14 protein-coding genes are annotated in these 15250 nt (G+C 39.9%); 2 read left to right on the plus strand and 12 right to left on the minus strand.

Annotation, left to right across the window (positions count from 1 at the left end):
• Window position 1: 1 nt before the first annotated feature.
• From BKK47_RS06210 to lpcA, 3 genes are all read right to left on the minus strand, one after another.
• The gene (locus tag BKK47_RS06210; RefSeq protein WP_077494028.1) at window positions 2-721 is read right to left on the minus strand and encodes a lysine/arginine/ornithine ABC transporter substrate-binding protein; all 720 of its coding nucleotides are present in this window, start codon (window positions 719-721) and stop codon (window positions 2-4) included.
• Between the two features lie 17 nt (window positions 722-738).
• Window positions 739-1470, minus strand: a complete 732-nt coding sequence (gene artP, locus BKK47_RS06215) for an arginine ABC transporter ATP-binding protein ArtP (protein WP_077494029.1) — start codon at window positions 1468-1470, stop codon at window positions 739-741.
• Window positions 1471-1599: 129 nt separating this feature from the next.
• Window positions 1600-2184, minus strand: a complete 585-nt coding sequence (gene lpcA / locus BKK47_RS06220) for a D-sedoheptulose 7-phosphate isomerase (RefSeq protein WP_077494030.1) — start codon at window positions 2182-2184, stop codon at window positions 1600-1602.
• A gap of 208 nt (window positions 2185-2392) precedes the next feature.
• Here lpcA and BKK47_RS06225 point away from each other — a divergent pair, with 208 nt between their 5' ends.
• Window positions 2393-3214, plus strand: a complete 822-nt coding sequence (locus BKK47_RS06225; RefSeq protein WP_077494031.1) for a DNA ligase — start codon at window positions 2393-2395, stop codon at window positions 3212-3214.
• Between the two features lie 26 nt (window positions 3215-3240).
• Here the strand turns inward: BKK47_RS06225 and miaB are convergent, their stop codons facing one another.
• The 9 genes from miaB to BKK47_RS06270 all read right to left on the minus strand — a co-directional run bounded on the left by miaB (window position 3241) and on the right by BKK47_RS06270 (window position 14333).
• Complete coding sequence (gene miaB, locus BKK47_RS06230; protein WP_077494032.1) at window positions 3241-4665, minus strand: tRNA (N6-isopentenyl adenosine(37)-C2)-methylthiotransferase MiaB; 1425 nt, start codon at window positions 4663-4665, stop codon at window positions 3241-3243.
• 141 nt (window positions 4666-4806) lie between these two features.
• Window positions 4807-5631, minus strand: a complete 825-nt coding sequence (gene cpdA, locus BKK47_RS06235) for a 3',5'-cyclic-AMP phosphodiesterase (protein ID WP_077494033.1) — start codon at window positions 5629-5631, stop codon at window positions 4807-4809.
• A gap of 15 nt (window positions 5632-5646) precedes the next feature.
• On the minus strand, window positions 5647-6273 hold the full coding sequence (gene nudF, locus BKK47_RS06240) for an ADP-ribose diphosphatase (protein WP_077494034.1): 627 nt from the start codon (window positions 6271-6273) through the stop codon (window positions 5647-5649).
• 162 nt (window positions 6274-6435) lie between these two features.
• Complete coding sequence (locus BKK47_RS06245) at window positions 6436-6837, minus strand: lysozyme inhibitor LprI family protein (RefSeq protein WP_077494035.1); 402 nt, start codon at window positions 6835-6837, stop codon at window positions 6436-6438.
• A 32-nt stretch (window positions 6838-6869) separates the two neighbouring features.
• Window positions 6870-10781, minus strand: a complete 3912-nt coding sequence (gene hrpA, locus BKK47_RS06250; protein WP_077494036.1) for an ATP-dependent RNA helicase HrpA — start codon at window positions 10779-10781, stop codon at window positions 6870-6872.
• A complete protein-coding gene (locus tag BKK47_RS06255; protein ID WP_077494037.1) occupies window positions 10778-11152 on the minus strand; it encodes a DUF423 domain-containing protein in 375 nt (124 codons plus the stop codon). The genes hrpA and BKK47_RS06255 overlap by 4 nt, the downstream gene beginning before the upstream one ends.
• 3 nt (window positions 11153-11155) lie before the next feature.
• The gene (locus tag BKK47_RS06260) at window positions 11156-11605 is read right to left on the minus strand and encodes a DUF441 domain-containing protein (protein ID WP_077494038.1); all 450 of its coding nucleotides are present in this window, start codon (window positions 11603-11605) and stop codon (window positions 11156-11158) included.
• A gap of 81 nt (window positions 11606-11686) precedes the next feature.
• Window positions 11687-13363 (minus strand): DNA repair protein RecN, encoded by a 1677-nt coding sequence (gene recN, locus BKK47_RS06265; RefSeq protein ID WP_077494039.1) that lies wholly within the window; start codon window positions 13361-13363, stop codon window positions 11687-11689.
• Window positions 13364-13442: 79 nt separating this feature from the next.
• On the minus strand, window positions 13443-14333 hold the full coding sequence (locus BKK47_RS06270; protein WP_077494040.1) for an NAD(+) kinase: 891 nt from the start codon (window positions 14331-14333) through the stop codon (window positions 13443-13445).
• A gap of 118 nt (window positions 14334-14451) precedes the next feature.
• Here BKK47_RS06270 and grpE point away from each other — a divergent pair, with 118 nt between their 5' ends.
• A complete protein-coding gene (gene grpE / locus BKK47_RS06275) occupies window positions 14452-15036 on the plus strand; it encodes a nucleotide exchange factor GrpE (protein ID WP_077494041.1) in 585 nt (194 codons plus the stop codon).
• The last annotated feature ends 214 nt before the right edge of the window (window positions 15037-15250 follow it).

A 15250-nucleotide genomic window follows, 5' to 3' on the forward strand; every position in this document is an offset into this window, starting at 1 on the left:
ATTATTTTGTCATCCATTTATCATAGATTTTTTGGTATTCACCATTTGCCTTAATTGTTGCCAAACCTTTGTTCAAACTTTCAGCAAGTGCTTTGTTTGATTTATTCATTGCAATGCCTAAACCATTACCAAAATATTTTTTATTGGTCACCTTCTCACCGACAAACTGAATCTCGGGCTCTTTATTAATCATATCCGCAAGCACGGCAGTATCACCGAAAATAATATCTATACGTCCGTTTTTTAAATCCAAAATCGCATCTTGTAAGCTTGTATAAGCCTTTGGCGAATATTGTTTCGTTTCGGCTACCGTATATTGTTGGAAAGTGGTACCATTTTGCACGCCAATATTTTTTGCCGAATCTAAGGTTGCCTTACCTTTTAATGCCACATAGCTTGCCGTACTATCGTAGTAGGCATCGGAAAATAGCACTTGTTTTGACCGCGCTTCGGTAATATCCATAGCAGAAATTGCCGCATCAAAACGTTTTGCTTTTAAATTTGAGATTAACGCATCAAACGATTCGCCTTTAAATTTACAGGTAGCTTGAATTTCTTTACAGATTGCATTTGCTACATCAACATCAAAGCCAATAATCTCACCTTTTTCATTTGTGAATTCAAATGGCGGATAACTTGGTTCCATAGCGAAAGTAATATCTTGTGCATTTGCCATTGCCGTTGTGCCCAACAATACTGCGCTTAAAAGTAATTTTTTCATAATGTCTCCTTATTTTTTTAGTGTGAAAGATATTGTTTAAATTGCTCGGTTTGCGGATGTTCAAAACAATCTGCCGATCCCATTTCTACAATCTTACCTTGTTCCATATATACCACTTTTGTCGCCACTTTTTGTGCGACATTCACCTCGTGAGTAACCACCACCTGTGTAATGCCGGTTTGTTGTAATTCCTTAATAATGTCCACCACTTGAGCCGTAATTTCCGGATCTAATGCTGCTGTTGGTTCATCAAATAATAGCACTTGAGGTTTCATCATCAACGCCCGAGCGATTGCTACCCGTTGTTGTTGTCCTCCCGATAAATGTAGCGGGAAACGATCAGTATATTCTTCCAAGCGTAAACGCTTTAATAATTCCATTGCTTCTGTTTTTGCTGTTGGTTCATCTATGCCTAACACTTTCATCGGCGCTTCAATTAAATTTTCAATCACAGTTAAATGCGGCCAAAGATTGTACTGTTGAAACACCATTCCCACATCCTGACGTAACTGACGAATTGCTTTCGGATTAGTCGTTGCTTTCGATAAATCAAACTCGTTACTAGCAATACTTAATTGCCCCGAGGTCGGCACTTCTAATAAATTCAACGTTCGGATTAACGTACTTTTCCCCGCACCACTCGGACCAAGTAATACCACGGTATCTCCTTCTTCCGCTTCCAAGTTAATATCAAATAATGCTTGGGAAGCCCCATAGAAAAAGTTTAAATTTTTAACACGGATAGCCATTTCAATTCTCTCAACTTTACAAGATGAACAAATATTACGTTTTTATGCATATTTATGCAATACTTTAAAATAAAAAAATCCCAAAAATATTTTGGGATTTCACAAAACAGCGTCAGAAATGACCGCACTTTAGGCATCTTTTGCCATTTCAAACTCAATTAACATCATCAAAATATGAATTACTTTAATATGAATTTCTTGAATACGATCCGCATAACGGAAATGCGGTACGCGAATTTCCACATCAGCAAGTCCAGCCATTTTTCCACCGTCTTTACCCGTCATAGCTATCACTTTCATTCCTTTAGCTTTTGCGACCTCAATGGCATTGAGTACATTTTTAGAATTGCCGGATGTGGATAAACCAAATAACACATCACCTTTTTGCCCCACTGCCTCGACATAGCGTGAAAATACATAATCGTAGCCAAAATCGTTGCTGACGCAACTTAAATGGCTCACATCGGAAATTGCAATTGCCGGATACCCCGGACGATTTTCACGATAGCGACCCGTGAGTTCTTCCGCAAAATGCATTGCATCACAATGTGAACCGCCATTACCACAAGATAAAACTTTGCCACCTTGTTTGAAACTGTCAGAAATTAACAGTGCCGCCTGCTGAATTAATTTAATGTTATTTTCATCTGAAATAAATTTATTTAATACATCCTGTGCTTCCACAAGTTCTGCTTTGATTTGGTCCAAGTACATTTTTGCTCCTTTTAGAAAATGAGAAATTTTCGTAACATTGTATAGTAGATAATGCCTTTTATCTAGACTGAAATACACATTCAACATTTTTGGTTCATTAAACATTATTTTTTCGAACAAGATCGCAAAACAAACTCAAAACACTTTTAAAAGCAACCGCACTTTTTTAGTCTTTAACCAATTTTAACCTAGAATAAAAAGGAATCTTATGAGCTTACTCCGTCCCATCTTCATATTATTTTTTAGCATAACCGCTTATGCCAATACTGATGTAATGCTTTTAAAAAGCTATGAAGAGCAAAATGTGGAAGGCTGGGTAATGTCCGAAAAACTTGATGGAGTTCGGGGCTATTGGGATGGGACACAGCTATTAACACGGCAAGGACAACGGCTTTCTCCGCCAGCCTACTTTATCAAAGATTTTCCGCCTTTTGCCATTGACGGCGAATTGTTTAGCGAACGCAACCGCTTTGAGGAAATATCCTCCATCACTAGATCCTTTAAAGGTGAGCATTGGGAAAAACTCAAGCTATATGTATTTGATGTGCCGAATGCAGAAGGAAATTTATTTGAACGGCTGAATATACTAAAAACTTATCTTTCATCACACCCTACGCCCTATATTCAAATCATCGAACAAATCCCAGTGCAAGACAAAGCCCATTTGTATGAATTTCTAAAAGAAGTCGAAAACCAACAAGGAGAAGGCGTGGTAGTCAGAAACCCCAATGCGCCCTATGAAAGAAAACGCAGTGCGCAAATACTCAAATTAAAAACGGCTCACGATGAAGAATGTACCGTGATTGCACATCATAAAGGCAAGGGACAATTTGAAAATGTGATGGGATCATTAACCTGTAAAAATCATCGGGGCGAATTTAAAATTGGCTCAGGATTTAATTTAGGAGAACGCGAAAATCCACCTGCAATAGGCTCGGTTATCACCTATAAATACCGAGGATTAACAAATTCCGGTAAACCTCGATTTGCCACTTATTGGCGGGTAAGGGAAAGTCATCAAACAAAATAAAGGCTGGTAAACCCAGCCTACTAAAACTATCCGTGGTAACGCCCTACGCCTAGCTCATCTTCTTTTCGTGTTCGGTTCATCACTTCTTGTGGTGATTGCGCAATACGCAATCCCATTTCTTCCTCAGTACGAACTACTTCACCTCGTAGAGAATTGGTATAGACATCAGTGATTTTCACATCAACAAATTTTCCGATCATCTCGGGCGAACCTTGGAAATTCACAATACGGTTCGTTTCCGTTCTTCCGGTAAGTTCCATAATGTCTTTTTTTGATGGACCTTCAACCAGCACCCGTTGCTCCGTTCCCAACATACGACGGCTAAATTGTGCTGCCTGCTGATTAATACGCTCTTGCAAGACATATAAGCGTTGTTTCTTCTCCTCTTCCGTCACATCATCTGGCATATCTGCAGCCGGTGTGCCCGGACGGGCGGAATAAACAAAGCTGAAGCTCATATCAAAATTCACTTGAGCGATGAGATTCATGGTTTGCTCAAAATCTTCTGCGGTTTCACCCGGGAAACCCACAATAAAATCAGAGCTAATTTGAATATCAGGGCGGACTGCACGTAACTTACGAATAATGGATTTATATTCCAATGCAGTATGGCTACGTTTCATCATAGTAAGCACACGATCAGAACCGGACTGAACCGGCAAATGCAAGAAACTCACTAATTCCGGCGTATCACGATAGACATCAATAATATCATCGGTAAATTCAATCGGGTGACTTGTAGTGAAACGTAAACGGTCAATTCCGTCAATTGATGCCACTAAACGAAGCAATTCGGCAAAACTACAAATCTGACCATCATGAGTCGGTCCACGATAAGCATTCACATTTTGCCCCAGTAAATTGACTTCACGTACACCTTGTTCCGCCAGTTGAGCAATTTCAAATAATACATCATCCACCGGACGGCTGACTTCTTCTCCCCGAGTATAGGGCACCACACAGAAAGTACAATATTTGTTGCATCCTTCCATAATAGAAACAAATGCCGTCGGACCTTCCGCACGAGGTTCAGGTAAACGGTCAAATTTTTCAATTTCAGGGAAACTGACATCCACCACCGAGCTTTTACCTTCACGAATTTGGTTAATCATTTCAGGTAGGCGGTGCAATGTTTGCGGCCCGAAAATAATATCTACATAAGGCGCCCGATGACGAATATGTTCCCCCTCTTGTGAGGCAACACAACCGCCTACCCCTATCACTAAATTTGGATTATTCTTTTTTAATTCTTTCCAACGTCCTAACTGATGAAATACTTTTTCTTGCGCTTTTTCACGGATAGAACAGGTATTTAATAACAATACATCCGCCTCTTCAGGAATCTCTGTCAATTCAAGTCCATGGGTGCTTAATAACAAATCCGCCATTTTTGACGAATCATACTCATTCATTTGGCAGCCCCAAGTTTTAATATGTAATTTTTGCGTCATCTTTCTACAATTGTGAGTCAATCCAATAAAAACAGTCGGCTATTGTACAAATTTGTACTCATTCTTACCAGTCAAAATTTACTTCTGCTATGATTGAAAACTAAAAAAGTGCGGTCATTTTTAACCGCACTTTTATTATCTTTAATACCCTTCTTCCTGCATATTCGGCAAGAATCTTGCCTGTCGGATTCGTTTCACAGTTGTCACAATCGTACTATCCGAATGCAATTCAATTTCCCGCCAACCGGGCTGAACTTCATCTAAGGCAAAATGCTGACTATCCGCTTTAAATTGAATACAAGTTGAAGGTGTCGCCATCACTTGATAACCCTGCCAGCTACTATCCACCTGTTGATGAATATGCCCGTATAAAATCCCTTTCACGTTTTTGAACGGTGAAAGCACATCAAATAAATCATGAGAATTGCGTAAATTATGCTGGTCAAGCCAAGCTGAATTTGTCGGCAATACATGATGATGGAATACAATTAAAGTATGATGTTCGGGATATTTTTCTAATGTTGTTTTTAACAAATCCAATTGGTATTGACTCAATTCACCATGAGGCACACCGTAAACTTGACTATCCAGTAATAAAACCTGCCAATACTCTCCCAACAAAATATGTTTTGCCTTTTCCATAGGAGGTTGATTTAGATTTTCGACCATTTTAGGTTGAAAATCATGATTACCGGGTATCCAAAATACGGGCAATCCAAAAGGTTTTACCATGTTCACAAAACGCTGATATCCCTCATCACTACTATCTTGCACTAAATCACCGGTCGCCAATATGGCATCAAATTCAGTATTTTCTTGTTGAATTTCTTTCAAAACCTGTGCAAAACTCGCCTGCGTATTCACACCTAATAATTCATTTTTTTCATCTTTAAATAAGTGTGGATCGGTAATTTGTAATAATTTCACCATCGGCTTTTCAGTCCGATAGACAAACGTATTTTTCATAGATGACTCCTAACTTCATTGCCAACGTTGTTGCAACTGAGCATAATTTAATTGAAGCCATTGCAAACCCATCACTGCAATGCCATTATCAATTTTCCCCTCGCACATCCACTGATACGCTTGTTCACGTTTCACAACTTGTACTCGAATGTCTTCATTTTCGCAAGCCAAACCGTGAATCCCTTTTGCTTGTGTACTATCCACTTCCCCTGCAAACAAATGAATCCTTTCAACGACACCACCGGGACTGTCCCACACACTTAAGCAATGAATAAGATTCTTCACACTCACCCCGGCTTCTTCTTCACTTTCACGTAAGGCAACATCTTCCGGTCGTTCACCTTGTTCCACCATACCGGCAATCAACTCCAACAACCAAGGGGAACGATTCGGCTCAGGATGATAAGCCGCCCCAATACGAACCTGCTCGACCAGCACCACCGCATCTTTTTTCGGATCATAAGCAATGACAGCGGCAGCAGCCCCTTTGATAAGCAATTCACGTGTGACAATCCCACTTTCACCACCGGCAAAAAGCTTGTGTTTAAATTGAATTTTCTTGAGCGTGAAAAATCCGTCATACACGACATCCTCATTAAGAATTTCAATATCACGCTGATTAAACTGTTGAATTTCAGACATCTTTTTCTCCAAATACTGCAGTAAAAAATCATACGCTCAAAAGACGATAAAACAAATAAAAGGTTTATACTTTTTGTTGAAACTTTGACGTGGTTCACAAAAAATAAAAACCTGTGACCAATTTGTAGCCATAGCCATAGGCTTAGACGTAATACGACTATCTTAAAAATGCTGAAATAACATCTCTTTATTGCAATCCCTATTTCCGCAATTTTTCAGATAAAGTTTGAACAATTTCACCCGCTCTAAATTCAGATTGGTTGCACAAAAAAGATCTATCGTCCCTTTGTTACCACTTTTTCCAGAACAATTTTTATCCCGATAATCAAGCCAAGAAAATTGAGCCGATTTTAAGCTCTCTTGTTCGGCTGGAGACAACAGATTGCGGAGCAATTTATAAGATCGATTAAGTTCATTATCGGAATTAACTAACAATTTTGCCCAACAAAATGTACTGTCATAAGCATTGTTCGTACCTGAACAACTTTGCTCATCGAGCATTTCTTTTGAAATAACTGTCTGGCTTAACACTAACATTAAAAGGATTAGCGCTAATTTTTTCATAATATTCTCTTATAATTAATTTATAAACATAACTAAAATTCAGAAATCAAATTCAAAATCCGCTTATCCGACACTTGATATTTCGTGCCCAACTGCTGAGCAAATAAGCTCACCCGCAATTCTTCGATCATATAGCGAATGTCCGCCACTTCATCAGAAATCGGTTTCGATTTTGGTAATTTTGCCAATAGTTGCTGATAGGCTTGTTGCACTTGTTCCACACGCAGCATTGCCGCACGATCACGATTCACATCTTGAGTCAGTTTGTCAATGCGTTTGTCAATAGCTTGTAAATAACGCAATAAATCCGGCAAACGATGATAGCCGCTTTTTTGCACAAAGCCTTGATACACCAACCCGCTCAATTGTGATTTAATGTCCGAAAGAGCGAACGCCATAGTAAAATCCATTTTGCCTTTTAAACGTTGGTTTGATGCATGATTAAAAGTGAGAATTTGCTCTACTTTTTGTGCGATATCAACGGTCACATCATTCAGATTTTCACGCACGAAATCCCGTAGTCTTTCAAAGCCCTCTTCAGTCCAAACAAAACCGCCAAAATCCATGATAAGTCTATCCACTGCACAAGCAATGCAATCATCAATTAAATCTAATACCCGTCCAAAAGGCGTGAAATAAAGACCAAGTTTGGATTTATTGGGTAATTTTTCGTGTAGATATTTAATCGGTGAAGGGACATTAAGTAGCAATAATCGGCGTAACCCTTGCTGCATTGCCACCTTTTGCTCAAACTCCGTTTCAAAAAGTTTGATCCCCACTGATTCTTTCTCATCCACTAGGGCTGGAAACGCCTTCACACTGAAGCCTTGCTTTTTTTGTTCGTAAAATTGCGGTAAATCAGCAAAGTTCCAAATATGTACACCCGTCTGTTCAATGGCATCATCCGCTACAGCAGAAATGCTTTCTTGTACACGCTCTTTGAGATCAAATTTGAGCGCATCCAAATCCATAGATTCGGCAATTTTCTTCCCTTTTTCATCAACAACACGGAAAGTCATTTTTAAATGGCTTGGAATTTGTACCCAATTCCAATGCTCTGCATCTACGGTGACGCCCGTCATCCGCCGCAATTCATAGATAAGCGTATCCAATAACGGTTTTTCTAAAGGAACCGCACGGCCTAAAAAAGCTTGAGCATAATTTGGAGCCGGAACAAAATTACGTCGGTATGATTTTGGCAGTGACTTAATCAACGCAATCACTAATTCCTCACGTAACCCGGGAATTTGCCAGTCAAATCCAGTCATCTCTACTTGATTCAGCAATGGCAACGGGATATGTACCGTTACCCCATCCGCCTCTATCCCCGGCTCAAATTGATAAGTGAGCTTGAACTTCAGATCCCCCTGATGCCAGAAATTTGGGAAATCCAGTTGACTTACTTTCTCCGCCCCTTCATTAATTAGAAACGCACGTTCAAAATTCAGTAATTCCGCATCCTGTTTTTCGACTTTTTTCCACCAAGTATCAAAATGTTTTTGCGATACCACTTCTGTACCGATACGTTGATCGTAAAATTCAAAAAGGGTTCGCTCATCAACCAAGATGTCCCGACGACGACTTTTGTGTTCCAGTTCTTCTATTTCATTGATCAACCGTTGATTTTGTTTGAAGAAATGATGTTTAGTATGCCAATTTCCTTCCACTAAAGCAGATTGAATAAAAATCTCTCGGCTGACCACAGGATCAATAGCACCATAATTTACCGGTCTTGCCACAACAATCGGCACACCGTATAAACTCACTTTTTCATCCGCAATCACAGCCCCTCGAGATTTTGACCACCGAGGCTCGGCATAAGATTTTTTCACTAAATGCGCAGCAAGAGGTTCAATCCATTCCGGTTCAATCTCTGCCACCATACGTCCCCAAAGTTTTGAGGTTTCCACCAATTCCGCTGCCATCACCCATTTCGGCTGTTTTTTGAAAAGTACGGAGTTAGGGAAAATTGCAAAATGGGTATTACGCGCGCCAAGATACTGTTGTTTTTCGACTTCTTTCAGTCCGATGTGGGACAATAAACCACTTAAAAGTGCGGTATGAATTTGCTGATATTCTGCTTTTTCAGAATTAATCGGTAAGCCCATTTCACGCACCGATAGACGAATTTGATGATAAATATCCTGCCATTCTCGGATGCGTAAATAATTTAAGAAATCTTTTTGACACTGGTGGCGAAATTGATTTTTGCTCAATGTTTTTTGTTGCTCTTGAATATAATGCCAAAGATTTAAGAATGCCAAGAAATCAGATTTTTTATCCGCAAAGCGACGATGTTTTTCATCTGCCGCTTGCTGTTTTTCGATTGGGCGTTCACGAGGATCTTGAATGGACAACGCAGAAATAATCACCATCACTTCATAAACACTCGCAAAATTGACCGCACTTAGCAACATTTTTGCCAGACGGGGATCAACAGGAAGTTGGGCGAGTTGGCGACCGGTTTGAGTCAATCGGCATTTGTCGCCAAATTTAGTTTTAATCGTTTCAAATGCGCCCAATTCTTCCAACAATTTCACGCCGTCTTGGATATGCCGTCTGTCCGGCGCATCGACAAAGGGAAATGCCTCAATATCGTCCAAACCTAATGCTGTCATTTGTAAAATAACGGAAGCCAGATTCGTACGTAGAATTTCCGGATCGGTAAATTCCGGGCGAGAATTAAAATCTTCTTCGGAATAAAGGCGAATACAAATGCCTTCACTCACACGACCACAACGCCCTTTACGCTGATTAGCTGAAGCCTGTGAAATCGGCTCAATCGGTAAACGTTGAACTTTTGTTCGATAGCTATAACGGGAAATCCGTGCGGTGCCGGGGTCGATAACATATTTAATGCCCGGTACGGTAAGCGAGGTTTCTGCTACATTCGTCGCGAGGACAATGCGATTTAATCCGCGGGGATGGAAAATTCTATTTTGTTCCTGTACGGAAAGACGGGCAAAGAGCGGTAGAATTTCCGTATGTTTTAAATTTTGTTTTTGTAACGCTTCTGCCGTATCACGAATTTCCCGTTCGCCATTCATAAAAATTAAAATATCGCCTCGACCTTCCGCCTGAAGCTCATCTACTGCATTTAAAATGCCTTGTAGCTGATCTTGCTCTTCTTCATCAACAATGGGGCGATAACGTACCTCCACAGGATAGGTTCTACCGGATACTTCAATGATCGGTGCATGGTTGAAATGCTTAGAAAAACGCTCCACATCAATGGTTGCGGAAGTAATGATAATTTTTAAATCGGGACGACGTGGTAGAAGCTGTTTGAGATAACCGAGGATAAAATCGTTATTTAAACTGCGTTCGTGGGCTTCATCAATAATCAGACAGGAATATTGATTAAGAAAACGATCTGTTTGAATTTCCGCCAGCAAAATCCCATCGGTCATGAGTTTAATTTGGGTATTCTCACTGATTTGGTCATTAAAGCGGACTTTATATCCTACTAAATCGCCCAACTCCGTTTGTAATTCCTCCGCTATGCGTGTCGCAACGGAACGGGCGGCAATGCGGCGGGGCTGGGTATGCCCAATCATACCTAAATGCCCTAATCCCAACTCCAAGCACATTTTTGGCAATTGTGTGGTTTTGCCCGATCCCGTTTCCCCAGCCACGACAATAACCTGATGTGCCGATAGCAATCTTTCTATTTCCGTTCTGTGTTGGCTAACCGGGAGATCTTCAGGAAAAACAATTGGATTTTTGACCGTACTTTTACGCTGTGCTACACGCAATTTTGCCTGTTGAATTTGTTGTTCAATTTCCGATGCTACCGCTTGTTGAGCCTCTTGATGTTTAACTTTAGCGATACCCTGAATACGCGAAAATGACCGACGCTTTTCCACAAGCATTAGGTTATCAAGTTGAGAAAAAAGAGATTGTTGTAAAGGATTAAATTCGGATTTTATCGTTCTTTTCTTCATTCTGATTTACTTTTGAAACTGCCGTAGGCTAGGCTAAACCAGCCAATTAAAAATAAAGTACCGCCAATTGGCGTAATCCAAACAACTATCTTGCTTACACCAAAGGCAAGGGTATATAAACTGCCACTGAAAAACACCATTCCCACAGTCCATGCCGTGGCAGCCAAGTTTGCAAATTTATCATTTCGCCACACCGACAACCCAACAGCTAAAATCGCTAAAGTATGAAATAGTTGGTATTTTAGTCCGGTATCAATCCATGTCAGTGCTTTGTGATCCAAAATATGAGTCAAACCATGTGCCGAAAATGCTCCCAAAGCCACGCTGAAAAAACCGCTTAATGCAGCGATAAATAGCCATTTGTTTTTCATTTATCATTTTCCTAGTAATAGTGCCAATATGCCAGCGGCGATAAGTGGTCCAACCGGAATCCCGCCAAGTAAGGCAACACCGGCAACAGTGCCAATTAATAGCCCTGTAACCAACACAGGCTGTTCCCCCATCAACGAGACACCTTTTCCTGCCAGCCACGCAACGAATACGCCAACAACAATTGAAAGAACCATTCTCCAGCTTAGAAAATCCGCCAAGTTCGGGAGGTTGATTTTCCCTGAAACGAGCGGACTTAATACGCCGACAGTGAGAATGATGATACCGATTTTTAAACCGTATTTTTCCAAGAACAGGATATATTCAGATAAAAAAGTTTGTTGCATAATCAACAACACGGCGGCGGAAACGGTGATGGCACTGTTATGGCTTACAATACCGAGAATAATGAGGATCACCAATAATAAGGCGATCATATTGAATTGTAATGACATACCCCTCCTAACTGATTATAAAAAACAGTGAATTATAACAATTTCTTAATTTACTGTGTCTTTTATTCTCCACGATTTTTACTACGCCACTGAATCTAACATTTCTTTCGCATTTGCCAAGGCAAGCTCTGTCACTTGGCTTCCCCCTAATAAACGGGCCAACGCCGGAATGCGTTCATCTTGGGAAAGTGCGGTCATTTTGGTTTCTGTTTTTCCCCCTACCGTGAATTTTTCGACATTAAATTGATGATGTCCACAACAAGCGACTTGCGGTAAATGAGTTACACAAAGCACTTGACACTTATTTCCCAACTGACGCAATAATTTCCCCACAACACTCGCGGTTGAACCACTAATTCCCACATCAACTTCATCAAAAATGAGCGTTGGAATCGCAGATTGATCTGAAGTTAACACTTGAATCGCTAATGAAATTCGAGAAAGCTCACCACCCGATGCGACTTTTGCCAACGATTGAGGCTGTTGTCCTAGGTTACTGCGTAAAGTAAAAATAACCTGATCCGCCCCATTAGTTGTGATTTTTTCATCATCGGTTTTGACTTCGACATAAAATTCCGCATTTTCCATTGCAAGCTGTTTAATGGAAGTGGTCACTTGTTTTGCCAAAGCATTAGCTGATTTTTGACGATTTGCTGTTAATGCCGTTGCTGTTGCCTGCATTTTGGAGAGCGCTGCTTTTTCTTGTGCAATGAGCAATTCTTCACTTTCAGAAAAATCTAAAAGTGCGGTCAATTCCGCTTTTAGTTTTTTATGCCATTCCACTAATTCTTCAGGCTTAATATTATGTTTTCTTGCCAACTGTAATGCTTGCCCCATACGCTGTTCGATTTCTTGCAGCAACATGGGATCTTGCTCAATATTTGATGATAAATGTTGAATCTCACTCGTGGCTTCTTGTACTTGAATCAAGGCTTCATTCAATAGATTTTGCGCCTCCGCATAACGTTGATCCAATTCTACGAGGTCATCAATATACCGAATCGTACGATATAGCATCGAATCAATACTTATCGTTTCATTTTCGCTTAAAATCTGCAAAGCCGATTGTGAGAGTTGAGTAAGCTGTTCACTACTTGATAAGCGGCGCTGTTCTTCTTCCAACTCAAGATATTCATTCGGGCGAAGATTAAATTCATCCAGCTCTTCAACTTGATATTGCAACAGCTGTTTTCTTGATTCATTCTCCGCTATTTTTTGCTGAAATGTCTTAACTTGAGTTTGCAAATTTTTCCATGTCCGATAATCATCACGCATTTGGTTGAGCAAATCAGTATGCTGTGCAAAGCTATCGACTAATTGAAGTTGGTAGTCATTTTTGAGTAAAAGTTGAGAGGCGTGTTGACCGTTAATATGAATTAAATATTGCCCAATTTCTTTAAGTTGAGCCGCAGAAACAGGTGTGCTATTGATAAATGCTTTGGAACGACCGTCAGTGTTTATTACTCTGCGTAAAATACATTCTGAGGGATTTTCGGCATCTTGTAATTCCTGTTCCTGTAACCAATGGTAAGCAGGATTATGCGGTTCAAGATGAAAGCTCGCACAAATTTCCGCACGTTCTTGCCCCTCTCTTACCATCGCACTTTCGACACGTTGCCCTAAGCATAAACCCAAAGCATCAATAGCAATGGATTTACCCGCCCCTGTTTCACCGGTAATCACAGACATGCCTTTGGCTAATTCAATATCTAACTGACGAACAATCGCAAAATTATTAATGGTAAGTTGGGTAAGCATAATAAAATCCCTTATTCACTGTATATTTATCATATTAATACTGAATTAATATACAGTAAAGCATTTTTTAAGATTTTATTTAGAAATTTTTTAACCAACCTAATTTGGTACTTAATACATTGTAATAATTATAATTTTTTAGATGAAGCAAACGTAATTTATGTTCGCTTTTTTCAATATGAACCACATCATCCGGCGAAAAATCCAATGCAATCTGGCTATCACACCCCACTTCCAATTGGGAAGTATTATGTTCCGCAAAGCGGATAGAAATTTTACTGTCGCCATCAATCACGAGCGGACGTGATGAGAGGGTATGAGGAAACATCGGCACCAAAGCAATCGCATTTAAATTTGGTGTCAAGATCGGTCCGCCCGCAGAAAGAGAATAGGCTGTCGAACCAGTCGGGGTAGAAACAATTAATCCGTCAGAACGCTGAGAAAAAGCAAATTTATCATTAATATATACATGGAAATCAATCATGTGCGCAATTTTTGCCGGGTGAATCACCGCTTCATTGATGGCATTTCCTTTTGCAACAATTTCACCATTTCGCTCAATTTGGGCTTCTAAAAGAAAACGTTCTTCCACAAAAAATTCGCCTCGTTCCAAGCAGGCTTCTAATTGAGCATAAGCATTTTTAGGATCAATATCCGTCAAAAAACCAAGATTTCCGCGGTTAATCCCGATAAGAGGTATATTATATTTTGCGAGGATACGCGCACGCCCAAGCATATTACCGTCGCCCCCAATAACGATCACAAGTTGCGCCGATTGTCCGATTTTCTCTAATGTCGCCAAGGCGTGTTCAGGCAATTCAAGTTTTTCTGCCACCTCTTTTTCCACCAGCACCCGATAACCACGTTCGGTCAGCCAATGATAGACATTTTTGTGCATTTGCAGATTCACGTCATTACGAGGTTTTCCTGCTAAGCCAATAATTTTAAAAGAATTATGTAGTTCGTTCATGTTTAATCAATTTAAGCGGAATATTAACCGCCCTTGAATTCAAAATTTTTGCCATTATATTACATAGCACTTTAATTTTGCTAAAATACTGCCAATTTTTGAATTAATGGAGAACAAAATGTCTGAACAAGAACAAAAAATTAATACTACTGAAGAGCCTATTGAAGAAATTCAAAAGGAAGAAGTTGAACAGGTACAATCTGATGATCCTTTAGAGGAAGCCATTGCACGAGTTCAAGAACTCGAGGAACAACTAAAAACACAGGTAGAAGAGGCTTCCAAAAAAGAACAGGATCTTTTACTCCGTACCCGAGCAGAAATTGACAATATTCGCCGCCGTACCGAACAAGATGTAGAAAAAGCACATAAATTTGCTTTAGAAAAATTCTCAAAAGACATTTTAAATACGATTGATAATTTAGAACGCGCACTTGCTACGCCGGCCAATACCGAAGATGAAAGTATAAAGGCTTTATTTGACGGTGTAGAGCTTACTTTAAAAGAACTCATTTCTACTGTCGGTCGTTTTGGCGTAGAAGCAGTAGGTGTCGTGGGAGAAACTTTCAACCCGGATTTACATCAAGCCATTTCAATGCAACCGGCTGAAGGATTTGAATCTAACCAAATTACGGCTGTATTACAAAAAGGCTATACGCTAAATGGTCGTGTTATTCGCCCGGCAATGGTAATGGTTGCCGCATAACTTTAAAAATTTAGAATAAAAGTGCGGTCGATTTTCGACCGTTTTTTTGTTTCTTTCCCCTTCCTTTATAAAATATTGATCAAGATCACAAAAATAACATTTATTTGAGATGAATTCTCATACATAAGCGCCTCATTCTCCCCTTTGAAATCAATACTCTATTCCGATTTTCATTTATAAAACCCAATAAAACACCACATATTGTGTGTTGATT

It is taken from the genome of Rodentibacter mrazii (genome assembly GCF_001998825.1).
Classification (GTDB): Bacteria; Pseudomonadota; Gammaproteobacteria; order Enterobacterales; family Pasteurellaceae; genus Rodentibacter; species Rodentibacter mrazii.

What these genes read in the sequence shown, in the direction of transcription:
- grpE (WP_077494041.1), top strand. Translation starts at nt 14,452, where the DNA reads ATGTCTGAACAAGAACAAAAAATTAATACTACTGAAGAGCCTATTGAA.
- lpcA (WP_077494030.1), bottom strand. Translation starts at nt 2,184, where the DNA reads ATGTACTTGGACCAAATCAAAGCAGAACTTGTGGAAGCACAGGATGTA.
- recN (WP_077494039.1), bottom strand. Translation starts at nt 13,363, where the DNA reads ATGCTTACCCAACTTACCATTAATAATTTTGCGATTGTTCGTCAGTTA.
- BKK47_RS06255 (WP_077494037.1), bottom strand. Translation starts at nt 11,152, where the DNA reads ATGAAAAACAAATGGCTATTTATCGCTGCATTAAGCGGTTTTTTCAGC.
- hrpA (WP_077494036.1), bottom strand. Translation starts at nt 10,781, where the DNA reads ATGAAGAAAAGAACGATAAAATCCGAATTTAATCCTTTACAACAATCT.
- artP (WP_077494029.1), bottom strand. Translation starts at nt 1,470, where the DNA reads ATGGCTATCCGTGTTAAAAATTTAAACTTTTTCTATGGGGCTTCCCAA.
- nudF (WP_077494034.1), bottom strand. Translation starts at nt 6,273, where the DNA reads ATGTCTGAAATTCAACAGTTTAATCAGCGTGATATTGAAATTCTTAAT.
- BKK47_RS06245 (WP_077494035.1), bottom strand. Translation starts at nt 6,837, where the DNA reads ATGAAAAAATTAGCGCTAATCCTTTTAATGTTAGTGTTAAGCCAGACA.
- cpdA (WP_077494033.1), bottom strand. Translation starts at nt 5,631, where the DNA reads ATGAAAAATACGTTTGTCTATCGGACTGAAAAGCCGATGGTGAAATTA.
- BKK47_RS06210 (WP_077494028.1), bottom strand. Translation starts at nt 721, where the DNA reads ATGAAAAAATTACTTTTAAGCGCAGTATTGTTGGGCACAACGGCAATG.
- miaB (WP_077494032.1), bottom strand. Translation starts at nt 4,665, where the DNA reads ATGACGCAAAAATTACATATTAAAACTTGGGGCTGCCAAATGAATGAG.
- BKK47_RS06270 (WP_077494040.1), bottom strand. Translation starts at nt 14,333, where the DNA reads ATGAACGAACTACATAATTCTTTTAAAATTATTGGCTTAGCAGGAAAA.
- BKK47_RS06260 (WP_077494038.1), bottom strand. Translation starts at nt 11,605, where the DNA reads ATGTCATTACAATTCAATATGATCGCCTTATTATTGGTGATCCTCATT.
- BKK47_RS06225 (WP_077494031.1), top strand. Translation starts at nt 2,393, where the DNA reads ATGAGCTTACTCCGTCCCATCTTCATATTATTTTTTAGCATAACCGCT.